This window comes from Streptomyces sp. NPDC006012, assembly GCF_042871185.1.
Classification (GTDB): Bacteria; Actinomycetota; Actinomycetes; order Streptomycetales; family Streptomycetaceae; genus Streptomyces.
The window spans coordinates 157,908-183,318 of sequence record NZ_JBIAIE010000001.1 but is presented as its reverse complement, the minus strand read 5'-3'; the positions used below and the strand labels follow the sequence as shown (position 1 = coordinate 183,318).

At 68.9% G+C, this 25,411-nt stretch carries 24 protein-coding genes; 13 read left to right on the top strand and 11 right to left on the bottom strand.

Going from position 1 to position 25,411, the window contains the following annotated elements:
- Positions 1-87 precede the first annotated feature (87 nt).
- A complete protein-coding gene (locus ACFYPJ_RS00810; RefSeq protein WP_389008356.1) occupies positions 88-843 on the bottom strand; it encodes a GntR family transcriptional regulator in 756 nt (251 codons plus the stop codon).
- 89 nt (positions 844-932) lie between these two features.
- Positions 933-2,057, bottom strand: a complete 1,125-nt coding sequence (locus tag ACFYPJ_RS00805; protein WP_389008353.1) for an ROK family protein — start codon at positions 2,055-2,057, stop codon at positions 933-935.
- Between the two features lie 242 nt (positions 2,058-2,299).
- Between ACFYPJ_RS00805 and ACFYPJ_RS00800 the strand changes: the two genes are divergently transcribed.
- The 3 genes from ACFYPJ_RS00800 to ACFYPJ_RS00790 all read left to right on the top strand — a co-directional run bounded on the left by ACFYPJ_RS00800 (position 2,300) and on the right by ACFYPJ_RS00790 (position 4,838).
- The gene (locus ACFYPJ_RS00800; RefSeq protein WP_389008350.1) at positions 2,300-3,379 is read left to right on the top strand and encodes a Gfo/Idh/MocA family oxidoreductase; all 1,080 of its coding nucleotides are present in this window, start codon (positions 2,300-2,302) and stop codon (positions 3,377-3,379) included.
- Entirely contained in the window at positions 3,376-3,879 is a 504-nt protein-coding gene (locus tag ACFYPJ_RS00795) for a heme-degrading domain-containing protein (RefSeq protein WP_389008347.1), read from the top strand. The genes ACFYPJ_RS00800 and ACFYPJ_RS00795 overlap by 4 nt, the downstream gene beginning before the upstream one ends.
- A 92-nt stretch (positions 3,880-3,971) precedes the next feature.
- Positions 3,972-4,838 carry an LLM class F420-dependent oxidoreductase gene (locus tag ACFYPJ_RS00790; RefSeq protein WP_389008344.1) on the top strand — a complete coding sequence of 289 codons (867 nt, stop codon included), beginning with the start codon at positions 3,972-3,974 and terminating at the stop codon, positions 4,836-4,838.
- Positions 4,839-5,073: 235 nt separating this feature from the next.
- Here the strand turns inward: ACFYPJ_RS00790 and ACFYPJ_RS00785 are convergent, their stop codons facing one another.
- From ACFYPJ_RS00785 to ACFYPJ_RS00770, 4 genes are all read right to left on the bottom strand, one after another.
- Positions 5,074-5,931, bottom strand: coding sequence for a fumarylacetoacetate hydrolase family protein (locus tag ACFYPJ_RS00785; RefSeq protein WP_389008342.1), 858 nt, complete (start codon positions 5,929-5,931; stop codon positions 5,074-5,076).
- Between the two features lie 179 nt (positions 5,932-6,110).
- Positions 6,111-6,821 carry a YidC/Oxa1 family membrane protein insertase gene (locus tag ACFYPJ_RS00780; RefSeq protein WP_389008339.1) on the bottom strand — a complete coding sequence of 237 codons (711 nt, stop codon included), beginning with the start codon at positions 6,819-6,821 and terminating at the stop codon, positions 6,111-6,113.
- A 119-nt stretch (positions 6,822-6,940) separates the two neighbouring features.
- The gene (locus tag ACFYPJ_RS00775; RefSeq protein ID WP_389008336.1) at positions 6,941-7,252 is read right to left on the bottom strand and encodes a DUF6412 domain-containing protein; all 312 of its coding nucleotides are present in this window, start codon (positions 7,250-7,252) and stop codon (positions 6,941-6,943) included.
- 210 nt (positions 7,253-7,462) lie between these two features.
- The gene (locus ACFYPJ_RS00770; protein ID WP_389008333.1) at positions 7,463-8,011 is read right to left on the bottom strand and encodes a winged helix-turn-helix transcriptional regulator; all 549 of its coding nucleotides are present in this window, start codon (positions 8,009-8,011) and stop codon (positions 7,463-7,465) included.
- A gap of 69 nt (positions 8,012-8,080) precedes the next feature.
- Between ACFYPJ_RS00770 and ACFYPJ_RS00765 the strand changes: the two genes are divergently transcribed.
- Entirely contained in the window at positions 8,081-9,562 is a 1,482-nt protein-coding gene (locus ACFYPJ_RS00765) for an MFS transporter (protein ID WP_389008330.1), read from the top strand.
- A gap of 86 nt (positions 9,563-9,648) precedes the next feature.
- Here ACFYPJ_RS00765 and ACFYPJ_RS00760 read toward each other — a convergent pair whose 3' ends face one another.
- The gene (locus ACFYPJ_RS00760; protein WP_389008327.1) at positions 9,649-10,461 is read right to left on the bottom strand and encodes a class E sortase; all 813 of its coding nucleotides are present in this window, start codon (positions 10,459-10,461) and stop codon (positions 9,649-9,651) included.
- 513 nt (positions 10,462-10,974) lie between these two features.
- Here ACFYPJ_RS00760 and ACFYPJ_RS00755 point away from each other — a divergent pair.
- Positions 10,975-12,003: a hypothetical protein gene (locus ACFYPJ_RS00755; protein WP_389008325.1), complete on the top strand. Its 1,029-nt coding sequence runs from the start codon at positions 10,975-10,977 to the stop codon at positions 12,001-12,003.
- Between the two features lie 56 nt (positions 12,004-12,059).
- Here ACFYPJ_RS00755 and ACFYPJ_RS00750 read toward each other — a convergent pair whose 3' ends face one another.
- The gene (locus ACFYPJ_RS00750) at positions 12,060-13,124 is read right to left on the bottom strand and encodes a YDG/SRA domain-containing protein (RefSeq protein WP_389008323.1); all 1,065 of its coding nucleotides are present in this window, start codon (positions 13,122-13,124) and stop codon (positions 12,060-12,062) included.
- A gap of 143 nt (positions 13,125-13,267) precedes the next feature.
- Here ACFYPJ_RS00750 and ACFYPJ_RS00745 point away from each other — a divergent pair, with 143 nt between their 5' ends.
- Positions 13,268-16,417: a DUF3427 domain-containing protein gene (locus tag ACFYPJ_RS00745; RefSeq protein ID WP_389008320.1), complete on the top strand. Its 3,150-nt coding sequence runs from the start codon at positions 13,268-13,270 to the stop codon at positions 16,415-16,417.
- Positions 16,418-16,561: 144 nt separating this feature from the next.
- On the opposite strand, the gene ACFYPJ_RS00740 is transcribed toward ACFYPJ_RS00745, so the two are convergent.
- Entirely contained in the window at positions 16,562-17,065 is a 504-nt protein-coding gene (locus ACFYPJ_RS00740) for an ATP-binding protein (RefSeq protein ID WP_389008317.1), read from the bottom strand.
- A gap of 341 nt (positions 17,066-17,406) precedes the next feature.
- Between ACFYPJ_RS00740 and ACFYPJ_RS00735 the strand changes: the two genes are divergently transcribed.
- The 7 genes from ACFYPJ_RS00735 (at position 17,407) to ACFYPJ_RS00705 (ending at position 22,405) form a co-directional block, all read left to right on the top strand.
- Positions 17,407-18,252 carry a helix-turn-helix domain-containing protein gene (locus tag ACFYPJ_RS00735; protein WP_389008314.1) on the top strand — a complete coding sequence of 282 codons (846 nt, stop codon included), beginning with the start codon at positions 17,407-17,409 and terminating at the stop codon, positions 18,250-18,252.
- Positions 18,253-18,465, top strand: coding sequence for a DUF397 domain-containing protein (locus tag ACFYPJ_RS00730; protein ID WP_389008312.1), 213 nt, complete (start codon positions 18,253-18,255; stop codon positions 18,463-18,465).
- Between the two features lie 97 nt (positions 18,466-18,562).
- Positions 18,563-20,275, top strand: a complete 1,713-nt coding sequence (locus ACFYPJ_RS00725; protein WP_389008310.1) for a hypothetical protein — start codon at positions 18,563-18,565, stop codon at positions 20,273-20,275.
- Positions 20,272-20,817, top strand: coding sequence for a hypothetical protein (locus ACFYPJ_RS00720; protein WP_389008307.1), 546 nt, complete (start codon positions 20,272-20,274; stop codon positions 20,815-20,817). The genes ACFYPJ_RS00725 and ACFYPJ_RS00720 overlap by 4 nt, the downstream gene beginning before the upstream one ends.
- Before the next feature lie 39 nt (positions 20,818-20,856).
- The gene (locus tag ACFYPJ_RS00715) at positions 20,857-21,369 is read left to right on the top strand and encodes a nucleoside deaminase (RefSeq protein ID WP_389008304.1); all 513 of its coding nucleotides are present in this window, start codon (positions 20,857-20,859) and stop codon (positions 21,367-21,369) included.
- A 70-nt stretch (positions 21,370-21,439) separates the two neighbouring features.
- Positions 21,440-21,982, top strand: a complete 543-nt coding sequence (locus ACFYPJ_RS00710; RefSeq protein ID WP_389008302.1) for an MOSC domain-containing protein — start codon at positions 21,440-21,442, stop codon at positions 21,980-21,982.
- Between the two features lie 120 nt (positions 21,983-22,102).
- Positions 22,103-22,405 carry a hypothetical protein gene (locus ACFYPJ_RS00705; protein WP_389008299.1) on the top strand — a complete coding sequence of 101 codons (303 nt, stop codon included), beginning with the start codon at positions 22,103-22,105 and terminating at the stop codon, positions 22,403-22,405.
- A gap of 74 nt (positions 22,406-22,479) precedes the next feature.
- Here the strand turns inward: ACFYPJ_RS00705 and ACFYPJ_RS00700 are convergent, their stop codons facing one another.
- Positions 22,480-23,934, bottom strand: coding sequence for an MFS transporter (locus ACFYPJ_RS00700; RefSeq protein ID WP_389008296.1), 1,455 nt, complete (start codon positions 23,932-23,934; stop codon positions 22,480-22,482).
- Positions 23,935-24,143: 209 nt separating this feature from the next.
- On the bottom strand, positions 24,144-25,406 hold the full coding sequence (locus tag ACFYPJ_RS00695) for a DUF445 domain-containing protein (protein WP_389010045.1): 1,263 nt from the start codon (positions 25,404-25,406) through the stop codon (positions 24,144-24,146).
- Between the last annotated feature and the right edge of the window lie 5 nt (positions 25,407-25,411).

Below are 25,411 nucleotides of genomic sequence, written 5' to 3'. Positions count from 1 at the left end.
GGGGGTGGGCGGTGGTTCAGCAGGCGGGGCGGGCGTTCACCGGGCCCGGGCTTGGGTGGTGACTCCGGCTGCGGGACGGGCCGTTGCTCAACCCGTGAGGTGGGTGGTGAAGGAGAACCGGTCCCCCCGGTACAGGCTGCGCACCCGCTCCAGGGGGAGCCCCGCGCTGTCCCGGGACACCCGGTGGATCAGCAGCATCGGCAGGGCCGGCGGGGTGCCGACGAGCAGGGCCTCGCGCGGGGTGGCCAGTACGGTCTCGATCCGCTCGTCGGCGTCGCCGAAGGCGATGCCCCGGTCGCGGAGGTACGCGTAGAAGGAGGAGTCGGGCTCGAAGTCGACGTCCAGCCGCGGCACCCGAGCGACCGCGACATAGGTGCTCTCCAGGCCGACCCGCTCGTCGTCCGCGAGCAGCACGCGCTCCAGGTGCCACACCGGCTCACCACGGGTCAGACCGACCTCGGCGGCGAGCGCGTCCGAGCAGGGGAAACGGTCGAGGGAGACGAGCGTACGGCCCGGGGTGCGCCCCTGCCGCCGTACGCCCTCGGTGTAGCTGGCCAGCGACAGCGGCTGCTCCAGCTTGGGCCCGGCGACGACGGTCCCCCGCCCCTGCCTCCTCAGCCGTCCCTCCAGCACCAGTTCGCGCACCGCCTGCCGCACGGTCTCCCGCGCGACCTCGAACCGGTCGGCGAGATCCCGCTCGGTGGGGATGAGGCTGCCCTGCCCCAACTCCTCCACGAGTGCGGCGATCCGTGCCTTCACCGCGTAGTACTTGGGGATGCGCCCGTGCTCGGGGATACCGGAGCGGACTGGGGCGCCTGGTGCTTGGTCGTTCGGGTAATCCACCCAGGGATCGTCGCAGACGGGCGCCACTGCGGTGGGCGGCGACCCCGGTACGGCATCAGGAGCCGCCCGGGATCGGCCGCCGCCCGGGATCAGCCGTCCGTCCGACCGAACAGCGGCGCCAGCAGCAGATGCGCCGCGCCCTCCGCGACCCCGCGGCCCCCGCCGGAGACAAGACGCACCGGGATCGCGTCCCCGAGCGCCCCTTCCCGCCGGGCCCGTTCCGCCAGTACGGCGCCGACCCCCCGCACGAACTCCCCCGGCGCCGCCGCCACCGTCCGGCCGCCCAGCAGTACGAGGTCGATGTCCAGCAGCCCCACCAGGTTCGCCGCTCCCGCGCCCAGCACCCGTGCCGCCTCCGCCAGGTCACCGCGGGCCACGGCCGCCAGGCACAGCACCTCGACACACCCCCGGCCGCCGCACGAGCACACCGGCCCGTCGAGCTGGATGACCTGGTGGCCGAACTCCCCGGCGCCGGTACGCGCGCCCCGGTGCACGCTCCCGCCGATCACCAGCCCGGCGCCGAGCCCCGTACCGAGGTGCAGATACGCGAACGAGCCGCCCTCTCCTTCCCCCTCCCCCGCGACCGCCAGCCCGAGCGCCGCCGCGTTCGTGTCCTTGTCGACCACCACGGGCAAACCGAGCCGCCGGGCCAGCGCGTCCCGCAGCGGGAAGCCGTCCCACTCGGGGAACCCGGTGACCCGGTGCAGCACACCCCGCGTGTGGTCCAGCGGTCCGGGCAGTGCGACCCCGACCCCGAGCAGCGGCCCGCGCGGTCCGGGCAGCAGTTCCCCGACCTGCCGGGCCGTCCGCTCGACGACCGCCGCCGCGCCTCCCCCCAGATCCAGTGCGGACCGGGTCTCGGCCATCACCGCTCCGGCGAGGTCGCAGAGCACCACCCGTACCTCGTCCCGGTCCAGGTGCACGCCCACCGCGTGTCCGGCCCCCGGCACCAGCCGCAGCACCGTCCGCGGCTTCCCGCCGGTCGACGCGCGCCGCCCCGCCTGAGCCGCCAGCCCCTCCGCACGCAGCCGGGCAGTGATCTTGCTGACCGCCTGCGGGGTCAGCCCGGTGCGCTCGGCCAGCTCCAGCCGGCTGATCCCGTCGCTCCCCGCGGTGCGCAGCAGGTCGAGCACGAGCGCGGTGTTGTGACTGCGCAGCGCGAGCAGATTCGCGCCCGCCGCACCACCCGCTGCCCCACCCACAGTGCCCGCCACATCGCCCCCAATGACTCTCGCGCCCCCCGAAGTGCCCGCCACACCGCCCGCACCGTCGTCCGCCCCGCCCGCGGCGTCCCCCTCCCGCACCGCGCGCCTGAAGCCGACCGTCCGGCCACCCTCACGGCGCTCCCCGCACTCTCGGCGCTCCCGGCTCTCCGCGTACTCCCTGTCCGCCCGTTCCACACCCCCATTCTCTCCGGCACCTTGCACTTTGGAAACAGCGTTGCGAAAGTGGGCGCATGACAACTGGTACGACTGGCACCCCCCTGCGCGTGGGCCTGATCGGCTACGGCCTGGCGGGCTCCGTCTTCCACGCCCCGCTGATCTCCGCCACGGACGGCCTCGCCCTCGACACGGTGGTCACCTCGAACCCCGAGCGGCAGCGGCAGGCCCGCACCGAGTTCCCGGACGTCCGGCTCGCCGCCGGCCCCGACGAACTGTTCGCCCGCGCGGACGGACTGGACCTGATCGTCATCGCGTCGCCGAACAAGACGCACGTCCCACTGGCCACCGCCGCCCTCAAGGCGGACCTGCCGGTCGTGGTGGACAAGCCGCTGGCCGGTACGGCCGCCGAGGCCCGGGAGCTGGCCGCCCTCGCCGAGCAGCGCGGCCTGCTGCTGTCGGTCTTCCAGAACCGCCGCTGGGACAACGACTTCCTGACCCTGCGGGGACTCCTGGCGGAGGGCGCGCTGGGCGAGGTCCAGCGGTTCGAGTCCCGCTTCGAACGCTGGCGTCCGCAACTCAAGGGCGGCTGGCGCGAGTCCGGCGATCCGGCAGAGATCGGAGGTCTGCTCTACGACCTCGGCAGCCACATAGTCGACCAGGCCCTGGTCCTGTTCGGCCCGGCCACGCGGGTGTACGCCGAGTCGGACGTCCGCCGTGACGCCGCCGAGGCCGACGACGACACCTTCATCGCGATCACCCACGCCGGCGGCGTCCGCTCCCACCTGTACGCCTCCGCCACCACCGCCCAGCTCGGCCCCCGTTTCCGGGTGCTCGGCTCGCGCGCGGGCTATGTGAAGTACGGCCTGGACCCGCAGGAGGCGGCGCTGCGCGAGGGGCGCCGGCCGGGCCCCGGCTGGGGCACCGAACCCGAGTCCCTGTGGGGCCGCATCGGCTCCGGACAGTCCCCGCTCACCGGCGGCGGCACGCCTGTACCGACCCTGCCCGGCGACTATCCGGCGTACTACGCCGCCGTGGCCGGGGCGCTGACCGGCGCCGGCCCCCACCCGGTCGGCGCACTGGCCGCGGCCGACGCCCTCGACGTACTGGAAGCGGCCCGCCGCTCCGCCCGCGACGGTGTGGCGGTGACGCTGTGACCCGCGGGCCGCAGGACGGACCGGGGTCCGCCGCCGAGATCACCCCGAGCATCGAGGAGTTGGAGGCACAGCAGAGCCGGCTGGTCTTCCGCCGGTTCACCTGTGACGACGCCTGGGCCCTCGGCTCGCTCCTGGTGGAGCTGGCCCGGGCGCGCAATGCCCCGGTGGCGATCGACATCCACCGCGCCGGCCAGCAACTCTTCCATGCGGCGCTGCCCGGGGCCACCCCCGACAACGACGCCTGGATCGCCCGCAAGCGCCGCGTCGTGGAGCGCTACAGCGCCTCGTCCTACCTGGTCGGCGCCCGTTTCCGGGCCAAGGGTACGAGCTTCGAGGACTCCTCCCGGCTCGACCCGGACGCGTACGCGGCGCACGGCGGCTCGTTCCCGATCACCGTCGCGGACGTGGGCGTGATCGGCGCGGTCACCGTCTCCGGCCTGCCGCAGCTCCAGGACCACCGCCTGGTGGTGGAGGCACTGGAGCGTTTCCTCGGCATCTGACGCCCCACGGGACCATCCCGAGGCTCCCTCCGGTTGAACCGCCGGCACACTCGGCGATCATGGAACGACACGCACCCGGAGGGAACGGAACCATGAACACCGCCCTGAAGGAATCGGTCGGCCGGTACGGCATCTGGAACGTCGGACTCCGTTCGGAGGAGCCGCGGCGGCGGCCGGAGATCGCCGCTGCGGCCGCCGAACTCGAACAGCTCGGGTTCGGCGCCGTCTGGCTGGGCGGCAACAGCGCGGCCCGGCACTCCCTGCCCCTGCTGGAAGCCACCTCCCGGCTGGTCGTCGGCACCAGCATCCAGAGCATCTGGGACTACGACGCCGAGACCAGCGCCGCCGCCTTCGCCGAGGTGGAGGCGGCCCACCCCGGCCGCTTCCTGCTGGGCCTCGGGGTGAGCCACGCCAAGCGCGCCGAGCAGTACCGCCGCCCGTACTCGGCGCTGGTCGAGTACCTGGACGCGCTGGACGCGGCCGGGGTCCCGGCCGGGCGCCGGGTCGTGGCCGCGCTCGGCCCGAGGACCCTGGACCTGACCCGCGAACGCACCGCGGGTGCCATCCCCTACCTCGTCACCCCCGAGCACACCGCGCAGGCCCGCCGGATCCTGGGCGAGGAACCCCTGCTGGCACCGGAGCTCAAGGTGGTCCTGGAGACGGACCCGGACCGCGCCCGCGCCCTGGCCCGGCAGAGCCTGTCCATGTACCTGGCCCTGCCGAACTACACCAACAACTTCCTGCGGCTCGGCTTCACCGAGGACGACCTGTCGGCGGGCGGCAGCGACCGCCTGATCGACGCCCTGTTCGCCTGGGGCGACCACGGCCGGATCCGGGACCGCATCAACGCCTTCCACCAGGCAGGCGCCGACCACGTGGCCCTCCAGGTGGTGGACGACACCCCCCGGGACACCCTCCCCCACACAGCCTGGCAAACCCTCGCCACCCTCCTGCCCTGACCCCACACGAGGAACACCCTCAGGGGCGCGGTGAACTGCGCAAACACCCCCACCCACCGATAGGGGCGCGGGGAACTGCGCAAACACCCCCCACCCACCCGCACCCGAACAACACCCCAGTCACCCACCCCGCCCCAGGGGCGCGGGGAACTGCGCAAAAAACCCCACCCACCCGCACCCCCAAAACCCACCCCACCACCCACCCCCCGTATTTCCCCGCCCCCTCCGCGGAGCGCTACGCGTTGGCGAAAACCTGCCGCTGCCTCCCCAACCCCTCGATCTCCAACTCGACGACATCCCCGCCCCGCAGATACGGCTTCGGCTCGGGCTGCCCCAGCGCCACCCCCGCGGGCGTACCGGTGTTGATGACGTCCCCGGGGTACAGCACCATGAACTGGCTCACGTACCGGACGACCTCCCCCACCGGGAAGATCTGCTCGGCGGTGGTCCCGTTCTGCTTCAGTTCGCCGTTGACCCACAGCCGCAGCGGCAGGTTCTGCGGATCCGGCACCTCGTCCGCGGTCACCAGCCACGGCCCGAGCGGATTGAACGTCTCGCAGTTCTTGCCCTTGTCCCAGGTCCCACCCCGCTCGAACTGGAACTCCCGCTCGGACACGTCGTGGGCCACCGCGTACCCCGCGACATGCGCGAGCCCGTCGTCCGCCGACTCCAGGTAGCGGGCCGTACGTCCGATGACGACGGCCAGCTCCACCTCCCAGTCGGTCTGCGCCGAGCCGCGCGGCACGAGCACGGTGTCGTCCGGTCCGACGACCGTGTCCGCGGCCTTGAAGAAGACGACCGGCTCGGCGGGCGTCTCGGCGCCCGTCTCGCGGGCGTGGTCGTGGTAGTTCAGGCCGATGCAGACGACCTTGCCGATCCGCGCGAGCGGCGGCCCGATCCGCAGCCCGGCCGCGTCCAGCACGGGCAGGTCGCCGGCGTCGGCGGCGGCCCGGACCCGGCCGAGCGCGGCCTCGTCGGCGAGCAGTGCCCCGTCGATGTCGTCGACGAGCCCCGACAGATCCCGCAGGATCCCCGCGGCGTCCAGCAGCGCGGGTCGCTCCGCCCCGGCCGTACCGACTCGCAGAAGCTTCATGGTCACCATCTCCCTCAGTCAAAGATCCCGTCCGACGGGCACAGCCATCGGAGGTCTGGTCGATCCTCCAAGGCCGAGATCAAGTCCGCAACACCCGGTTCACCTACTGGAACACGGCCGGGGTGTGCACCGAGCACCGGGGTGCACACCGGTACACCCCACCGCTGTCCCGGCGGCGCTCACCGGTACAGCAGAACCCGTTCGACGGCGCTCCACGTCGTGCTGGTGACCACGTACAGCACGGCGGCGAGCGGCACCACGGCCACGGTCAGGAGCGTGAAGTACGACATGAACGGCATGGCCCGGCCGACCACCGCGAGCCCGGGAGCCGACGCGTTCCCGGCGGACGCCGGGGCATCGGCCGCCATCGTCCGCTTCGTACGCAGGTAGTTGAAGGTCGCGACGGCGACGACGACGGCGAACAGGCCGAGGTAGACGGCGCCCGAGGCGCCGAACACCCCGCCGTCGGCGAGAGCGTCGCTCCACCGCCCGCCGAGCGGCGCGGCGAACAGCTGGTGGGTGAGCAGCCCGTTGGTCCGGCCGCTGAGCGTGGTGTGGGAGAAGAGGTGGTAGAGGAGGAAGAAGGCGGGCAGTTGGAGCAGGCTGGGCAGGCAGCCGGACAGCGGCGACACCTTTTCCTCGGCGTGCAGTTCCAGTACGGCCTGCTGGAACTTCTGCGGGTTCTTGCCGTGCTTCTCGCGCAGTTCGGCGACCTTGGGCTGGAGCGCGGCCCGGGCCCGCTGCCCGCGGGCCGTCGCCCGGGACAGCGGATGCACCAGCAGCCGGACGAACGCGGTGAACAGGACGATCGCGGCGGCCGCCGCGGAGGCGTGGAAGATCGGCTGGAGCAACTCGGCGAGCTGCTCGACAAGGCGGGCGAAGACAGACATGGGTGAGCCCTCCGGGGGTCTCGTCGTGCCGGTGAGGATGTGCGTGACGGCATGACGACCCGCGCGGGGGCACCTACGCGACGAAGACGAATACGAATACGAATACGGGTGGTGGGGCCCTACGCGGTGGTCGCCGGGAGGGCGTGCCCGGGTGCTCTGGGCCGCGGCCGACCGGAGGCATCGGGATCCCGCTGGGGCAGGAAGGCGGTGCGGCGGTCCCGGTCGCGGATGGCCGTCCGCACCCGGGTGGGCGGTACGACGGGGGCGCAGCGGGCGGCGACGAGGGTGCAGACGGCGAGCGCCGAGGCGGCGGCCGCGGTCGCCGCGAGCGCGACGGTGGCGCTCAGGACGCCGGTGTCGAGGAGGGTGACTCCGAGCAGCAGGAACAGCAGGACGGCGGCATGGCGCAGGCTGGACCGGCTACGAACCATCGGCCCGCCCTCCCCTCGCTCGTACGTCCTTGCGTGCCGTCCTGCCGGTTATACCGCAACCCGACCGGCCCGCGCCGCAATCCACCCGCCGTTCCGCGCCGCAGCCCCCGCGGGTGACCCCACATCCCCCATACCCGGTCCACGCCGCACCCCCCGCGGACGGCACCGGTCCTCGCTCTCCCCCCTGCGGCCGGCCCCGCACCCCGCGATCTACACCCCGCCGCCGGACAGCAGGCCGGGCTCGATCTCCAGGGGTTCCAGCAGCCGCTTCGGCCTCAGGAGCGCCCGGCTGACCGGATCGGCCGGGTCGGGGTCGAGTCCGGGGCCCGGTGCGACGACGATGTCCCCGACGGGCACGGCGGTTCCGCAGGCCGGGCATTCGCCGTACGCCCCGATTTCCGTGCCGCAGTCCGCGTGCCGGTACGAGCGCAGTTGCGCGCCCTGGAAGTGCTCGCGCCCCCAGAGCCCGAGCGTCCGCAGCACCGGCCACAGCGAGGCCCCGCGCTCGGTCATCACGTACTCGTCCCGCGGCGGCGACTCCTGGTACCGGCGCCGGTCGAGGACCCCCTGTTCGGTCAGGGTCTTGAGCCGGGCGGACAGGACGGCGCGCGGGATGCCGAGATGGACGAGGAAGTCGTTGTACCGGCGGACGCCGTAGAGCGCGTCGCGGACGACGAGCAACGTCCAGCGTTCGCCCACGACCTCCAGCGCGCGAGCGATCGAGCACTCCTGCGTCACGTAGTCCTTGCCCAGTGCCACGGGGACCACCTCAGCCACTTTCCGACATATTGGTTCAATGAACGAACCTGCCGTGCTACGGTACCGCACATGAGTAGGTTCAATGAACGAACCCTAATAGGGACGACCCAGACCTCCCGGAACGCCCCGCACACCCCGGGCACCCCGGTCGTCGCCGCCCAGCCGTCGGGACGCCCCCGGCCCGCCGTCACCCTGGCCCTGACCAGCGCCGCGACAGCGGTGACCCTGATGACGTACACGGCTCCGATGGTCACGCTGCCGGACACCGCGGCCGCCCTGCACACGCCGTTGTCCGCCCAGGCATGGCTGCTCAACGGCGCCCCGCTGGGACTCGCCGCCCTGCTCCTGGTGGCCGGCAGCCTCGCCGACGACTACGGCCGGCGCCGGATCTTCCTCTCCGGCACCCTGGCCCTCGGCATCACCACGGCCCTCGGCGGCCTGACCACGTCGACCTGGGCCTTCACCCTGGCCCGCGTCGCCCAGGGCGCCGCGAGCGCGGCGATCCTGGCGAGCAGCCTGGGCCTGCTGGTGACGGCCTACCCGAGCCCGCGCGGCAGGCTGCACGCGACCGGCGTGTGGGGCGCGTTCGTGAGCGGCGGCATCGCGGTCGGCCCGCTGGTCTCCGGCGCCCTGCCCGACTGGCGGCTGGTGTACGGCGTCCTGGGCGCAGCGGCCCTGGTGATCGCGGGGCTGGGCGTCCGCGGACTGTCCGAGTCGCGCTCGCCGCGGGGCGGACGGCCGGACGCCGCCGGGGCCACGGCCTTCGGCCTCGCGCTGGTCGCCCTGGTCGCGGCGCTCACCCTGGGCCGGGACGGCTGGCTGCGGGCGCCGGTCGGCCTGCTGCTGGCGGCGACCGTGGTGCTGGTCGGGGTCTTCACGGTCGTCGAACGGCGGGTACGGGCGCCGATGATCGACCTGAGCCTGCTGCGCAGCCCCCGCTTCCTGGCGTCCTCGGCGGGCGGCCTGTTCACCGGCCTGGCCGTGATCGGCATATTCAGCTATCTCCCCGCGCTGTTGCAGCAGTCGCTGCACCTGTCGCCGATGGGCACGGCGTGGCTGTTCCTGCTCTGGTCCGGGCTGTCCTTCACGGTGGCGTTGCAGGCGAAGCGGCTCGCGGGCCGGGTGCCGCCGCGCCGGCAGTTGGCGATCGGCTTCGCCCTGCACGCGGTCGGCACGCTGACGATGCTGGGCGCCCTGAGCGCGGACTCCTGGGTGCGGCTGCTGCCGGGACTCGTGATCGGCGGGGTGGGCAGCGGTCTGCTCAACGCGGCGCTCCCGCTGCTGTCGGTGGAGTCGGTACCGGCCGAACGGGCGGCGATGGGTTCCGGCGCCCAGCAGACCTTCCGCTACATCGGCTCCTGCGCCGGGGTGGCCCTGACCATCGCGCTGGCCACGTCGTCCCGCGCCGGCCTGGCCCAAGGGGCGAACCTCTCGATGACCGTCTCTGCGGGGCTCGCGATACTGGGGGCGGCGAGCGTGCTGGCACTCCGGGACCGGGCCCGGACCCAGGACCGGGAACAGGACCGGAACCAGGTCCGGACCCAAGGCTGAACCCGCACGCCGAAGGCCACCGGCCCGCACACCGAAGGCCACCGGACCCCGCACGCCGAAGGCCACCGCCCCGCTCCCCGGCCGGGTCACGGGGAGCGCGGCCGCATCGACACCAGCTTCCCCCACACGACCAGCCGGTACGTGGACGTGAACTCCGGCGTGCAGGTGGTCAGGGTGATGTAGTAACCCGGCTCGGCGTAGCCGTACCCGGGTTTCACCACCGACCGCGGCACCGGCCGCAGGACGCCCGAGTCGCGCGCCGAGGTCTGCGGCAACGTCTTGTCGACGGCGTACGAGTACGTCGCCGCGTCCGTCTCCACCTCGATCGTGTCCCCGGCCCGCAGCCGCGGCAGATGACGGAACGGCTCCCCGTGCGTGTTCCGGTGCCCGGCGAGTGCGAAGTTGCCGGCCCGGCCCGGCTGCTGGGTGCCGGGATAGTGGCCGACGTACCCCTTGTTCAGGACGTTCTGCTTGCCGACGCCCTCCGCGACGGGCACCCGCAGCCCGAGGCGCGGGATGGTCAGGACGGCGTACGCCTGGGAACGGCCGGCCCTCGAAGGACCGGTGCCGCCGGGCGACCGCTGCCGGCCCGTGGCCCCTCCCGGGTTCGCCGACGACGGGGCGGACGGCGCCACCGGGGCCGCGTCGGTACCGGCGGGCGCGGCGGCGGGGCCACCGGCGTCCCACTCCCGCTCCAGCGCCTCCACCTGCCGCTCGGCCCCGCGCCTGGCCTCCCGGTTCGTCCACCACAACTGGTGCACGACGAGCAGCAGGAGCACCACCCCGACGGTCACCAGGATCTCGCCGCCGCTCCACACCACCCGGCGGCGCTGGTCTCGCCGCCGCCGCGTGCCGTTCACCACGACAGGCACCCCGCGAACCACACCGGAAGCCCGCATCCGCAGTACGCCTCCTCACCGTGCGCCCTCGCACCGCCCTACGGCCCCGCACCGCCTCCTACGGCCCCGCGCCCCCTGCTGCCCCGCATCGCCCGCGCACCCGGAGCCGCCCGCACGATAGGCGCGCAGCCGTCAACTCACCAGACCCGCGCCCCTGGCGCCCACGGAAACCAGGCGGGCGCACCCGACCGCCCACGACCACCGTCCGGGCCGACCGGCCTCCGCGCCCGGCTGCACACCTGCCGCTCGGTCCAGCTGTGACCTGCGCTCACGGCGACGGCGCTCGGCTACGGCGGCATGTCCGGCACGTTCAGCCCGGCGGTGATGACGTACGCGGCCCGCACACCGCCCCACCCGCTCACGGGCCCGAAGGCGGCCGTCCCCGCACCCGGCCGCACACGGTTCCCGTGACCGGCGGACACCACCGCCGCCCGACCACGACCCGCCGGCCCCGGCGCCCGGCCGGTCCCCTTGCCGCTCACCCCCTCGGCCAACGGCAGTACGGTGTCCCCCATGCGCCCCGACACGCCCGCCGAGAACGTCGACCACACCGCTGAAGCGGCACGCCTGGAGCGGACCGCCGGCCTGTATCCCGAGGACGCCGAAGCCCTGCTCGTCCGGGCCGCGGCCCACCGAGAACTCTCCGGCGACCGCCCCGCCGCCACCGCGCTCTACGACCGCCTGCTCGCCGCCCCGGACACCCTGGAGGCCCCTCACCTGGTACGCGCCCTGAAGGCGTCGAACCTGTGGGAGTACGGCCATGAGGCAGAGGCCCGCGCCATCATCGACGGCATCCGCACCGCCGCCCCCCGGGACCCGGCCCCGTGGGTGATCGTGGCCGAGGCCCTGGAGTCCCACGACGAACTGGAAGCGGCGCACGAGACGTTCACCCAGGGCACGACGCTGCTCCTGACGGATGTCACGGAACCCCCCTACCCCACACACCCCCTCCTCTTCGGCCGCCACCGGGTCCGCCGCATGCTGGGCGCACCCCACGACGACCGGGACAACCAGGCCGACGCCCTCCACTCCGCGTCCTCGTCGTCCTCCTCGGTGACCCTGGACGAACTCCACGACCCCAAACGCGTGTGGTCCCTGGGCTCCGACAACCCCGCGGAACTGGAGGCGGAGATCTCCCGCCTGCGCGCGGAACTCGACGCCCACCGCGAGACCCTGTCCCGCCCCTTCCCGGTCGCGATCCTGCACTGGCCGGCCGACGAACTGGCGGAACTCCTCTCCGCCTACCCGTCCCTCACAGCCGAGTACCCGTCCCGGGACCAGCACCTGTCGACGATAGAAGCCGCACTACGCGAACTGTCGTCCTCCGGCACGGCAAACCTGGGCATCGTCACGGGCACGGTCCCGTCGTACGAGGCCTTCGCAGCGTCGGAGGCGTCGTCGCCGACGGAGGTGGAACTGCTCCCGCAGTACGCGACGACGCTGGCGGCCCGGGGACGGGCGGTGGCTTGGCCGCCGGAGCGGGGGGCGGGGTGTTGGTGTGGGGCGGGGGCGTCGTATGAGGGGTGTCACGGGACTGCGTAACTAACCCTCAGTCCCCCTCTGCACCGGGCTGCCTGCCCGATGGCCGTGGCCCAGACTCACGCCTCGCCGGGGGCAGTCCGGCTCAACCACCACTCACGGTGGTAGCGGATGTAATCCGGGTGGACCTTGTGTTTCCGGTGCCGCTTCAATTTGGGCAGAATATCCCTGCCCAAGGCCCCCGCCCGCACAATGATCGACCAATCTTCGTCAATGACGATGGCGCCAATGTCCAGTCGCACATGACAATTGGGGCAGAGGCACAAGACGTTCGGCTCCACGTCGGGGCCTTTGTGCGGTGCACCTAGAGGCCGGATGTGAGCACCCTCACTATAGGGTTTTCCATCCGGTCCGAGTATCCGAAGATCGCATATTTGACACACTCCGCCGTACAACCTCTTGACATTCCTAATCACCCCACTGTCACGCACCAAACGCTGAACCCGAATAGAACGCATCTCCGGGAATTTCTCCTCCTTCGACGACTGCCCCTCCACCTCCTCACTCTCCACCAACACTTCCGATGGCCGTTCTTCCTGCTGCCCCAGCAGGTCGAAAATCTGATGTTCCACCATCGTTGGATCTTGGCGATCATCGGGGAGTCGCTTTAGATCGAACTGGCAAATCTCGATGGGTGTACCGTCGGGCGCTGGCGACTTCGACACGGCGGTGCGAATCGCTGTGATCTCATACAAACCGTCGTACCGATAGCAATCGATGGGCGAGTACCTTGCGTTACCCTTCGCTCCACGTATGACCCGCACAGGATACTTACGGTCATAACTGAGCTTTAGTGCCGCATTGTTCGAGTACTCCCATGATTGACTACATAGGAGCTTTGTAGCGCCATCGACCTCATATTTTTCCTTATCGGGCGACGCTCCCGTATATCGAATTATGTCCCAATAATCCGCATCGTCTTCATACCCCCCATGCAGCACGATGGCGTCAGCAACCGTGCTGCCATCCTCATCTTTGAGCGAAGAGATGCCCCTCTGAACATCGCCGTGCAGGTTGCTCGACTTCACCTGGCGCCGCCGATGGAACTCCGCACCTGGGGCAATGCCGTCAATGTGACCGATCTTTCGTACTCCCATGCCGCCATACTGGATCGAAGTGATCACCAACGTCACTTTTTGATCACATCTTGACGAGATTGCTATCCAAATGCGATCGCTTCGAGTCCTGATAGCAGGTACCCACCCCCGCTTGTCAGTGGTCGCTGTTACAACTGGGCATGGCACAGAAGCGATCAAGGGGGACTCACATGCCCACGCCACGGGACCTGCCTGAGCCTGTCGCGGGCATGTATGAGGAGCTGGTCACTCACAACCTCCAAACACAGATGACGCATCTGAGCGCAATTGGCTGGAAAGCAGTTGACGCAGAGGTCAGTGAGGAGTCCACCCCTCATGTGCTGGCCCGACACATCGGCGAGGCTGTGCGGCTCCGGCTGAGCCAACTACCCCATGACAAGCAGGTGGCGGCCGCCAACCAGATCATGCGCTCTTTGGCTGCCGGTGCCCCTAACCCAGATCTGGACGAGGTGGTCGGTACTATCGCCGACGGTCCTCGACAACTACTGGCACTTGCAGAGCCAGAAGCACCTGGCGTTTACGCGATTCGCCCCCTCACGCCGCTTTCCGAGACCGCGTTGCTCACCAACGCCCCTGACGACCCCAGCCTGGGCGCGGAGTTGCGGGCGGAGTTGGCCACAGCAGACCGCATCGACCTGCTCTGCGCTTTCGTGAAGTGGTACGGCATTCGAGTTCTTGAGGATTCGCTTCACGCGGCAAGAGAACGTGGAGTTCGCATCCGTGTCATAACAACCACTTACATTGGCGCCACCGACAGGTACGCCTTGGATCGACTTGCCCGCGAATTTGGCGCCCAGGTGAAGGTCAACTACGAGATCCGCTCTACGCGGCTGCATGCCAAGGCATGGCTGTTTCGACGCAATACCGGCTTTGACACCGCCTACGTCGGCAGTTCCAACCTTTCCAAGGCTGCATTGCTTGACGGCCTGGAGTGGAATGTGCGGCTGTCGGCAGTCGCCACTCCCCGCGTGCTAGACAAGTTCGAGGCGACGTTCGACGCCTACTGGGCGGATGCTGCCTTCGAGACGTACGACCCCGACCGCGATGGCGAGCGACTCACCGAGGCACTGGCCCAGGCGGCTGGCACCGGTTCGTCTAGCGAACTGAAGATCAGCCTATCCGGGCTTGAAGTGCATCCGCTTCCACACCAAAAGGACATGCTGGAGCGCCTCCGAGTCGAGCGTGAGATCCGTAGCCGCCACCAGAACCTCCTGGTCGCAGCAACTGGTACCGGCAAGACCGTGATGGCGGCCCTGGACTACCGAAATCTACGTGACAAGCTCCGAGGAAAGCTCCCTAAACTACTCTTCGTTGCCCACCGCAAAGAGATCTTGCGGCAGTCTTTGCGGACCTACCGCGAGGTTTTGGACGACGCCTCGTTCGGCGAGCTGCTCTACAACGGTCAAGAACCGAAGGATTGGACGCATGTCTTCGCCAGTGTGCAGTCCCTCAACCCAAGACGACTGGAGCAGCTCTCTCCAGAACACTTCGACGTCATCGTCATCGACGAGTTCCACCACGCGACGGCGGACACATACCGCCGAGTTATCGAACGCTTCAAACCAACCGAACTGCTCGGTCTCACCGCAACTCCTGAGCGGATGGACGGGTTTAATGTGCAGGATGAGTTCTTCGACGGTCGGATCGCCGCCGAGTTGCGGCTCTGGGAGGCACTCGAAAACGATCTGCTATGTCCCTTCCACTACTTCGGGCTTCCCGATGGTACTGATCTGGCCAACCTCGGCTGGCGCTCAGGCACCTACGATCGAAATGAACTGGGCAGCCTCTACACAGGGGATCATGCGCGAGCGCGTATCGTCATCAAGCAGATCAAGGATAAGATCGCCCACCCAGCCTCCATGCGTGCTCTCGGTTTCTGTGTGACCAAGGCGCATGCCAGCTTCATGGCTAGATGCTTCCGTGAGGCCGGTTTTAAGGCCGAAGCCCTCGACAGCGACTCGTTTTCCGGCGTGCGAGAGCGCGTACTCAAGGACCTCAAGGCCGGACGTATCCAGGTAATCTTCTCGGTCGACCTCTTCAATGAAGGGCTGGACGTCCCCGAAGTTGACACTCTGCTGCTCCTTCGCCCCACGAACAGCGCGACGGTCTTCCTTCAGCAACTCGGGCGCGGGCTGCGCCGTACAGCGAACAAGCCGGTACTAACCGTGCTCGATTTCATCGGTCAGCATCGTGCAGAGTTCCGATTCGAGGAACAATTCCGGGCACTGACCAATCTCTCGCGCAATCGCTTGGTCGACAACATCGAACGTGATTTTCCTCAACTTCCTTCCGGCTGTCAAATCATTCTGGAGGGGAAGTCCAAAGACCTCATCCTCGATAACATTCGTACTCAGCTCAAGGCCACCATTAAGACGCTCGCTAAGGAGGTGAGAGACTACAGCACACCCAAGCTGGTGGACTACCTACGGGAGAGTCGCCGCGAAATCAAGGAGCTGTACAAGAGCGACAACTCGTGGACCAAGGTGCTACGCAAGGCCGGATACATTGAAGAAGAAATGCAAGCGGAGGAGGCAAACCTTCTCAAACGCGTGCATGCCTTCCTTCATGTAGACGACCCAGACCGAGTCCGTGCGTATCGGCGACTCCTCGAAGGCGACGCTCCCGAATACAACTCGTTGTCGCTACAAGACCAGGCATACGCCCGCATGCTTTTCTTCAACCTCTGGGATAATGCCGGCGGCTTCAGCAGCTACCGGGAGGGCTTGGAATCGCTGCGCCCCCAACGCCTGCTCCGCGACGAACTCCGACAGGTTTTGTCCTACGTCCTCGAAGTGGCCGACCACTTCCCCATACCGTTGGAAGGCGCGCTCCACCAGATTCCCTTGAAGATCCACAGCTCTTACAATCGTTCCGAAATTCTCGCGGCGTTGGGAGTAGCGCAGTTGGACGGACAGATGCCGAGAGACTTCGGCCAAGGCGTGCGATGGATAGAGGAGATCAAGACCGACGCCTTGCTCATCACCTTGGAGAAGAACGAGCGGGACTTCTCGCCCACGGTCCGCTATCGGGACTACGCCATCAGTCCCACCCGATTCCACTGGGAATCACAGAGCACCACCCCGGCGAACTCCTCAACTGGTCTGCGCTACCAGCGGCACGCCCAAGAGGGCAGCAGCGTGCTCCTGTTCCTGCGCCGTTACAAGCGCAACAGCATCGGCAAGTCCGAGCCCTGGATGCTCCTGGGTCCGGCAACCTATGTAGGGCACACCGGCAGCAAACCCATGGCCATCACGTGGGATCTGCACCACGAACTTCCAGCTGACGTTTGGGCCTACTCAGCTGCGATCACTAGCGGGTGAGACTGACGCTCCGCTACACCGGTTACACGGAGATCTAGACCTAAGCTTCGACGTGCGGCAGGCCGACCTGATGAGGTCCTAGGAATTCCGGCGCACCCCGACAGCCCTTCGAGAGCAGATCCGGAAGTCTGGTCAACTGGCAGGCTAAGCCGCGTCCACGTCACCCTCGTAATGCTTCTGAGCCCGATAGAGAACGTCGTCCGGTTCATGGCCATGAGCAGCGCTCCAGTGAAGCAGGTCCGCGATCAGTTCGATCGCTGACTCTTCGAGGCCCGCCTCGCGCCCACTTCCCATCGGAGCGGCGCTCGCACCCTGGTAGTTCTCAAGCGCTTCGGCAGCCCGCTCAAGACGTCGGCACGTGGGCACGCCGTCCACTTCGATCTCGCACCAGACCGCCTTGCCGACGGCGGTGAGGACCGTGCCCCAGTCGGCAGCCAGTGCGGCGAGGAGATGCAGGCCCCGGCCGCACTCCTCGTCGCAGTTCGCCGATCTGAGGACCGGAAGCACACGGTTTCCGTCATGCATCTCCAGCCGCAGCCGCCCACCTCCCCATTCGAGGACCAAGGCCGCCGATACGCCGTCCCCCACATGCTTGAGGACGTTGGTCGCAATTTCAGTGACGAGCAGTTCGGCCTCGTCAGTGGCCATGGACGCACTCCACCGGCCCAACTGCTTGGCAGCTGCTCTCCGCAGTATGGGCACTCCCGCCGGCGTCGCCTCGAAGGGCAGGACATAACGGAGCCGGGGCGGTTCGGTGACTTGGCGGTCGGTCATGACCGCTCCTCCCTCCCGAGCCACGCACGTGCTGCGCCTGCCGTATCCGTACGACTGCACTGCGTAGCGGTCTGCGATCGAGCATGGCACAGAGAAATCTCTCCATGTAACTTCTCACGCGAATCCATCGAGTGAATCTGATGGTGGCTCCGCTCTCGCCCTGCCTAGCCTGAGTGGGGTTTCCGGGGTATCCCGGCGCTCGACGAAGGAGCCGAATGTCTGTACGCACCACAACTCGCCGCCGTCAACTGGGTGCCATGATGCGCAAGTTGCGCGCACGCACGGGTCTGACGCTGGAAGAGGCCGGAGTCCTCGTCGGAATTTCAAAAGCCACCGTCAGCCGGTACGAAACCCAGGCAGGGCCGGTCAAGTGGATCGTCGTCGACGCGTTGTGCCGCGAGTACGGGGCCACCGAGGCCGAGCGCCGGGCTGTTGTCGCTCTTGCGAAGGACGCCAAACAGCAAGGCTGGTGGAGTTCCTTCGCCGACTCCATCCCCGAAAGCATGAACCTCCTGCTCACCCTCGAAGACGATGCGGTACGCGAAAGCCACTTCTCTTGCGTCTACGTCCCAGGGCTGCTGCAGACACGGGCTTACAGCACTGCCGTGCAGCGGGCTAACGAAGTCCCGCTGGCGCAGGCCGAGGTCGAGCGGTTGGTAGACATCCGGATGAAGCGGCAGGAGATCCTCACCCGCCCGCAGCCGCCACGGTTGTGGGCAATCCTTGATGAGTCCGTGATCCGCCGCGCTGTCGGGTCTCCGCAGACCATGAAGGAGCAGCTCGATCGGCTGCTCTCGGCGAACGAGGCTCCTCACATCACGCTTCAGGTGCTCCCCTTCGCCAAGGGTGCCCATGCCGCGGCGCTGGGGAGCTTCGTCATCATCGGCGGGGCAGAGCCGGCGCTCGACGTGGTCTACGTCGACTTCCACGCGGGCTCGCTGTTCCTGGAGAAGGACGAGGAACTGGATCGGTACAGGCTTGCGTTCGAGTACCTCCAGGCACAAGCGTTGGACATGGAGGCTTCCTCTGCCATGATCCATCGCGCCCTCAAGGAGCTGTGAATGCCTGCCACGCCTCAGCCCGTCCCAGTGCTCAGCTGGTTCAAGTCGTCGTACAGCGGCGGCAACGCAACCGAGTGCGTAGAGGCCGCCGTCGTCTCGGCAGGCGTTCTCATACGCGACTCAAAGGCCGTCGACGGCCCCTTGCTCGACCTCCCCGGCCCGGTGTGGCGTGCGTTCACGTGGGCTCTGCGGAGGCGTGAACTGGGCTGCTGAAGTTCCGGCCCGGCTGATCTGTGTGGTTGGCAACGTACGTGTCTGCTGGGAGAGTTGGGCAATATCAGTGGCACGCGGGAGGATGAGCAGGGCGGCAGTGCAGACACACAGGCAGATCGTGCTGTTCGTATGTGCTGCGGCACTCGGATTCGTCGCACTGGAGTATCCGCGCGAGCCAGACGGCGTCGTGGACGCAACCCAGTTCAGCATCGCCTTCTTCGCCACCCTGCTGACCGGCGAGGCAGTGATCTTCGCGCTCACATTCTCCGCAGCCAGTTCCTGGCCGTCCCTGCGCGCGATCGACAGCCACATCGCCTTCCGCGAGTGGGTGCTCATCGGCTGGTTCGCGGCTCTGTTCACAGCCTGCGGGTTACTGGGCAACAACGGCGTCAGCGCCACTTATGGCGCGCTGCTGTTCCTCCTCGCCAACATCTTTGGGATCTTCTCCTTCATCCAGTTGTTCGGCCTGGCCAGTGTGGGCGGGCGGAATCGGCTACTGCGCCGCACTCTGGCTGGGGCACTGGCCCAGCAGGGTGTCGACCGTGCCGCTCATCACAAGTTACGGAACGACCCCGTCATCAGCTCCTACCTGGGAGCCCTCAGCCAGGCGGCGGCGAGCAACGACCCGACTGCCATCCGGCACCTGGTGGACCAGTTAGTCGAGGCCGAGGTTCCGACAGCGGCAACCGAGCGGACAATTGCCCTCCACATCGACATCCTGCACCGTCTCACCCGCGCTTCCCTGGTCAGCGGGGCCGACCCGATCCAGGTGAGCACCTGCGCGAACACACTGGTCGACTCAGTGATCCGCCACTGCCGCAGCCTGCGCGCTCCAGCCCCTCCGCTCGGTGCACTCAGCAGGTACCTGGCATGGCTCGCCAACACCGCGCTGCTGATGTCGGTACGAGGCGTGGCCTCCAACCGCGCGGCACGCGAACTGGTCGCCCTGTCAACCGATGCACGCCTGAGGATCCTCCGCAGCGTCGATCCCGACCCGAAGTCCGCCACGGCCCAGGACGAACTCGGCACCCTCCTTTCGGACCCCCTCCAGGCCCTGCTGTGGAGCAGCGACTTCGCGGAATTTCACGGCGCACATCAGGCAAGCGCCTTGTACGGGACCTACGAGATCCTCACCGGAACCAAGTTCATGGGCAACTACTGGGACGGCGACTCCATCCTCACCCAACTGCGTGCGGCTCTGTTCGACGAGACCGAGGCCGTCTCCAACGCCGCAGCTGACACGGGCCGGGCCGTGTTCAGCAACGTAGCGGAGTACGACCACTTCTGGGCCCTGGCCTCCGTCACCGCTCTCGCCACCCTGCGCGACGCGCGCCTGCCCCATCCTCCTGAGCTCATTCGCCCGGAGTTCACCCCGGACCATCAGTTGCTGGGCGCATACGTGCGCACCTTCGCCACTCACCGATACTTCACCACGGCCTCGCAGGCCCGCGAAGCTCTGCTCAGCCTGGTGAGCCGCACCAATCCGCCGAACTCACCCAGCGCGGAGATACACAACGCGCGCGGCGGTCACACCTACGGTGTTCCGGCGCCCTACGTCGAACCGCATCAGCGGCCAGCTGCGATGATCCTCGCCATCGCCTGCCGTCTGGCCCCACTCACCGTGGACGACGACGACACCGAACTGCGCGCCTTCCTACGCGCGCTGCCCGCTGCTGCTCTGAACGCGGCCGCTCGACTGGCCGTCCGCATCCTGCCCGGCGCCGCCGGGGAGAGCGAACCTGTTGACACCATCACCGCTGGTCTGTCGGTCCTGACGCTGGTTGGCCGGCATACCCGGGAGGGACCATGACCGCCCCAGCCATAGACGTGACAGCCTGGCGCGAGCGTATGGCCGTCCTTCAGTCAGCAGAGGTGACGGCCGCCGTGGTCGTGCAGTGCGACCAAGCCTGGCTCCAGCCGCACTTCGCAACCCTGCGGAACGAAATAGACCACGGCCTCATGGTGGCCCAGTTGCGTCGTCGTGACCGCATCACCATCACCCGCATCCTCCTGCACAGTCTCCCCCTCGCCACCGACGCTCCTGCCCGGCCCGCCGCCGTCGACCGGGCCTTCGACGAATGGCACCATCGTCTGTCGGCCGCCAGAGTCCTGCTCTGCGCCCATAACCAGCCCGCGCCCCGGATCCACCGCCTCATACTCAGCAACGACCAGCCCACCGCCCCCATCCCGGATATGGTCGAACTGTTCGACAACGGCGACTGGACCAATCACGACCGAGCCGGGCTGGCACTGAACATCGTCAACACGGCAGGCGCCACTACTCCCCTGACCGGCTACGACATGAATCTGGACGGTCCCTTCGGCGACGCCGATCCTTCCGTCTACATGTGAGTCCAGCGTGGCAAGCCCAGTTGGAGACTTGGAGACGACATGCCCTATTTTCCTCAGAGCCATGACGACCAGGCATTCCTCGCCCAGGCCATCGAGTTGTCCCGACACGCCCTGGAAGACGAAGGCAAAACCCCCTTCGGCGCGCTCATCGTCATCGAAGGCGAAGTCGTGGCCACAGGTACCAGTTCGGTGGTCGAACGACGAGACCCCACGGCTCACGCTGAGGTCATGGCTCTGCGGGCCGCTGGTGAGAAACTCGACCGCCACATCATGGAAGACGCCGTGATGTACTCCAGCAGCGAACCGTGCCCCATGTGCCTGGTTGCCTGCTACTGGGCCCGCGTTCCTCGTCTGGTATACGCCGCAACCAGCCGGGATGTCGCGGTCAACGGCTTCGAAGATCTCCAGTTCTACCGGGAACTCTCCTCCCCCAACGCCGACCGGACCCTCCTCAAGGAGACAGCCGTCGACGGCGAGACCCGCCGCATCGCGGTCGCGGCCCTGGGAGGTTGGGCGGACAAACTGCCTTCCCCGGTCGAGCCCAAGCTCTGAGCGGTCCGCCCCTTCGGATCCTAAGAGCGGCGGGGCACTATAAGGGCCTGACGCGAACAGGGGGTTCCATATGCAGGGGATCGTGGCGGCCGTCAGCAGCAACGGCGAGTACTCGTTCACCAAACCGAACCGGGACAGCATCACCCTCCTCGCCGGGCTCGGCGTCGAAGGGGATGTGCATTCCGGGGTGACCGTCAAGCATCGGTCGCGCGTCGCACAGGACCCCACGCAGCCGAATCTGCGGCAGGTGCACCTGATGCACGAGGAGCTGTTCGCGGAGGTCGGCGAGGCCGGCTTCCAGGTGGGGCCCGGGGAGTTGGGGGAGAACATCACCACCCGGGGACTCGACCTGCTGGGGCTGCCCGTGGGGACCCTTCTGCAGATCGGTGCCGAGGCCGTGGTCGAGGTGACCGGGCTGCGCAATCCGTGTGTGCAGATCGACGGCTTCCGCAGCGGGCTGCTGAAGCGGGTCGTCGGACGGGACGCGGACGGGAACCTCGTACGCAAGGCCGGAATCATGAGCGTCGTGAAGGAGGGCGGCCGGGTACGCCCGGGCGACACCGTCGAGGTGGAGCTACCGGAGGGGCCGCATCGGCCGTTGGACCGGGTCTGAGGTCATCGGCCTGGCCTCCTGAGGCCCCGACGCACGGAAAGTTGATAGGGACTGACTCAGGTTCGGTTTCTTCCCTGGCCGCGGCGTTAGCCTCAGGAGCAGTGACATAAGGAGGCAGACATGGCCAAGGTTCCCAGCTCGGTGATCGCCGCGGGCGGGCTCGTCGGGGGGTACGGCGTTGCCCGTTGGACGAAGAAGCGGCAACTCGGCGGGGCCGTACTGGCCGTCGCGGGCGCCGCTGCCGCGCAACAGTGGCACAGGGCGGCCGGACCGAAGGCCGCGGGGGCGCTCGGCGCCGCCTACGTCGCCGCCTTCGCCGGGTCGCATCCGCTGGCGAAGAAGGTCGGCGCCTGGCCGTCCGTGTTCGGGGCCGCGGGGGCTGTCGCCCTCGCCTCCTGGGCCGTCGCCGACCGGCGGGCCTGAGCCATCCGGCTGGGATCGACCACCGGCGCCTGAACCGTTCGCGAGGGGGCGGCCGTCCGGCGGGCCCCGGTCCGTCAGTCCGCTGCCGTCAGGGGGCGCGCGATGTCCTCCAGGGCCCGTCGTTCCGCCGGTACCGCCAGGGCCGCCGCGACCAGCCCGGCCGCGCACATCAGGGCCGCGCCGACCTGGAAGGCGATGACCGTGTCGCCGACCCGGCCGGTGCCGGTGAGTTCGGCGAACAGCAGCGGGCCGCTGATCCCGCCGGCCGCGGTGCCGAGCGCGTAGAAGAAGGCGATGGACATCGCCCGGGTCTCCATCGGGAAGATCTCGGAGACGGTCAGATAGGCGCTTGAGGCGCCCGCCGACGCGAAGAACAGCACCGCGCACCAGCATGCCGTCAGCGTGAGGGCGCTCAGCGTGCCCCGGCCGAACAGCCAGGCCGTGCCGAACAGCAGCACCCCGGAGAGCAGATACGTCGAGGAGATCATCACCCGGCGGCCCACGGTGTCGAAGAGTTTGCCGAGCAGCAGCGGGCCCAGGAAGTTGCCGACCGCGATGACGGCGAAGTAGTACCCGGTGTCACCGGTGGGCACCGCGAAGAACCTGGTCAGGATCGTGCCGAAGCCGAAGGTGATCGCGTTGTACAGGAACGCCTGGCCGATGAAGAGGGCGAAGCCGAGGACCGCGCGTCTGCGGTAGTCGTGGCAGATGGTGCGGGCGATCTCCCGGAAGCTGATGCCGCTGCGCTGGTGGATGACCAGTTCGCCGTGCGGCTCGGGCAGCGGCTCGCCCCGCTGCTCTGTGATCCGCCGCTCGATGGCGGCGACGGTCCGTTCCGCCTCCTGCTCCCGGCCGTGGATCAGCAGCCAGCGGGGACTTTCGGGAACGTGCCGTCGTACGAGGAGGATGACCAGGGCGAGTACGGCGCCCAGCGCGAACGTCAGCCGCCAGCCGACGTCCGCGGGCAGGATGTCGGTGTTCAGCGCCACGATCGACAGCAGCGAACCGCCGACCGCGCCCAGCCAGAAGCTGCCGTTGATCAGCAGGTCGACCCGGCCGCGGTAGTAGGCCGGGATCAGTTCGTCGATCGCCGAGTTGATGGCCGCGTACTCGCCGCCGATGCCGAAGCCGGTCAGGAACCGGAAGAGGAAGAACCACCAGGAGGAGAAGGAGACCGCGGTCAGCGCGGTGGCGGCCAGATAGACCCCGAGGGTGATCATGAAGAGTTGCCGGCGGCCGTAGCGGTCGGTCAGACGGCCCCAGAACAGGGCGCCGGAGCAGGCACCGGCCACATACAGCGCGGCGGCCACACCGGTGACCTCGCCGGAGGTGATCGCCAGCCCGCTGCCGGGTTCGGACAGCCGGCTCGCGATGTTGCCTACGACCGTGACCTCCAGGCCGTCCAGGATCCAGACGGTGCCCAGGCCGATCACGATCGTCCAGTGCCAGCGCGACCAGGGCAGACGGTCCAGCCTGGCGGGTACGGCGGTGGTGACGGTCCGGCCGGCGGCGGCCTCGGCAGCGGTCATGGGCACGGGCTCCCTCGTCGTCGCGGTGCCGCGACGACGTCACGCCGCGACACCGGGACAACGAGTCCCGGCCCGATCCGTCGCCACTCCGGGGCGCCCGTGTCCCGATGCGCCGCCGAAAGAACCCGGTCGAACCGGTCGATTTCCTCGACACCGCAAGCCACCCGGTCCGCCGCCTCGGCGCCACCGCCCCTGCGCCACCGCGCCGGCTATGCGCCGAGCGCCCGCGACAGCGTGTAGATCAACAGGCCGGCCAGGGAACCCACCACGGTGCCGTTGATCCGGATGAACTGCAGGTCACGGCCGATATGGGCCTCGATCTTGCGGGTCGTGTGCTCGGCGTCCCAGCCGGCCACGGTGTCGGTGATCAGGGAGGTGATCTCCTTGCGGTACGTCGACACGACGTGCACGGCCGCGTCCTCGACCCAGCTGTCGACCTTCTCCTGGATGTTCGGCTCGGTGGCCATGCGGGCGCCCAGGGACAGCAGCGAGGCACGGACGCGCAGCCGCAGCTCGCTGCGCTCGTCCTCGGCCGCCGAGACGATCATGGATCGTACGGCCGTCCAGGCGGAGGCGATCAGGTCCTGGACCTCGCCGCGGCCCAGCACCTCCCCCTTCATCCGCTCCACGCGCGCCCGGGTGTCCGTGTCGGACTGCAGGTCGGAGGCGAAGTCACCGAGGAAGCGGTCGAGCGCCCCGCGCGCGGGGTGGGAAGGCATGTCCCGCATCTCGGTGACGAAGCGCAGCAGTTCCTTGTAGACCCGTTCGCCGACCTTCTTGTCGACGAACCGCGGGGTCCAGCCGGGGGCACCGCCCTGGACGGCGTCCATGACCTGCTCGTCGTGGAGGACGAGCCAGTCGTGCGCCCGGCCGACGATCAGGTCCACGAACCGCTTGTGACCGCCGTCCGCGACGATCTTCTCCAGCATCTTGCCCATGCCGGGGGCGATCTCCTGGGCGTCGGCGCGGCGCGTGATGGCCTCGCCGACCACCGCCTGGACATCGGAGTCCCGCAGCACGGTCAGGGCGCCGCGCAGGGCCGTCGCCAGCTCCGCCGTCACCCGGTCCGCGTGCTCGGGCTCGGCCAGCCAGGCGCCGAGTCTGCTGCCGATGCCGACGGTGCGCAGCCGCTGCCGTACGACGTCCCCGGAAAGGAAGTTCTCGCCGACGAACTCGCCGAGGGAGATGCCGAGCTGGTCCTTCTTGGTGGGGATGATCGCGGTGTGCGGGATGGGCAGGCCCAGAGGATGGCGGAAGAGGGCGGTGACCGCGAACCAGTCGGCGAGCGCGCCGACCATGCCGGCCTCGGCCGCCGCGGCGACATAGCCCGCCCAGGGGCCCGCGCCCGAGTTCCCCGCCCATCGCGCGAGGAGGTACACCACGGCCACGAGAAGCAGCAGGCTGGTCGCCGTGAGCTTCATGCGCCGCACCCCGCGCTGCCGCTCGGCGTCGGCCGGGGTGAACGCGGTCATGGCGC

Bases quoted from the DNA above. Each gene is read 5' to 3' on its own strand.
- ACFYPJ_RS00800 (WP_389008350.1), top strand. From the start codon at position 2,300: ATGACAACTGGTACGACTGGCACCCCCCTGCGCGTGGGCCTGATCGGC.
- ACFYPJ_RS00790 (WP_389008344.1), top strand. From the start codon at position 3,972: ATGAACACCGCCCTGAAGGAATCGGTCGGCCGGTACGGCATCTGGAAC.
- ACFYPJ_RS00785 (WP_389008342.1), bottom strand. From the start codon at position 5,931: ATGAAGCTTCTGCGAGTCGGTACGGCCGGGGCGGAGCGACCCGCGCTG.
- ACFYPJ_RS00780 (WP_389008339.1), bottom strand. From the start codon at position 6,821: ATGTCTGTCTTCGCCCGCCTTGTCGAGCAGCTCGCCGAGTTGCTCCAG.
- ACFYPJ_RS00775 (WP_389008336.1), bottom strand. From the start codon at position 7,252: ATGGTTCGTAGCCGGTCCAGCCTGCGCCATGCCGCCGTCCTGCTGTTC.
- ACFYPJ_RS00765 (WP_389008330.1), top strand. From the start codon at position 8,081: ATGAGTAGGTTCAATGAACGAACCCTAATAGGGACGACCCAGACCTCC.
- ACFYPJ_RS00760 (WP_389008327.1), bottom strand. From the start codon at position 10,461: ATGCGGGCTTCCGGTGTGGTTCGCGGGGTGCCTGTCGTGGTGAACGGC.
- ACFYPJ_RS00755 (WP_389008325.1), top strand. From the start codon at position 10,975: ATGCGCCCCGACACGCCCGCCGAGAACGTCGACCACACCGCTGAAGCG.
- ACFYPJ_RS00745 (WP_389008320.1), top strand. From the start codon at position 13,268: ATGCCCACGCCACGGGACCTGCCTGAGCCTGTCGCGGGCATGTATGAG.
- ACFYPJ_RS00740 (WP_389008317.1), bottom strand. From the start codon at position 17,065: ATGGCCACTGACGAGGCCGAACTGCTCGTCACTGAAATTGCGACCAAC.
- ACFYPJ_RS00735 (WP_389008314.1), top strand. From the start codon at position 17,407: ATGTCTGTACGCACCACAACTCGCCGCCGTCAACTGGGTGCCATGATG.
- ACFYPJ_RS00730 (WP_389008312.1), top strand. From the start codon at position 18,253: ATGCCTGCCACGCCTCAGCCCGTCCCAGTGCTCAGCTGGTTCAAGTCG.
- ACFYPJ_RS00720 (WP_389008307.1), top strand. From the start codon at position 20,272: ATGACCGCCCCAGCCATAGACGTGACAGCCTGGCGCGAGCGTATGGCC.
- ACFYPJ_RS00715 (WP_389008304.1), top strand. From the start codon at position 20,857: ATGCCCTATTTTCCTCAGAGCCATGACGACCAGGCATTCCTCGCCCAG.
- ACFYPJ_RS00710 (WP_389008302.1), top strand. From the start codon at position 21,440: ATGCAGGGGATCGTGGCGGCCGTCAGCAGCAACGGCGAGTACTCGTTC.
- ACFYPJ_RS00705 (WP_389008299.1), top strand. From the start codon at position 22,103: ATGGCCAAGGTTCCCAGCTCGGTGATCGCCGCGGGCGGGCTCGTCGGG.
- ACFYPJ_RS00700 (WP_389008296.1), bottom strand. From the start codon at position 23,934: ATGACCGCTGCCGAGGCCGCCGCCGGCCGGACCGTCACCACCGCCGTA.
- ACFYPJ_RS00695 (WP_389010045.1), bottom strand. From the start codon at position 25,406: ATGACCGCGTTCACCCCGGCCGACGCCGAGCGGCAGCGCGGGGTGCGG.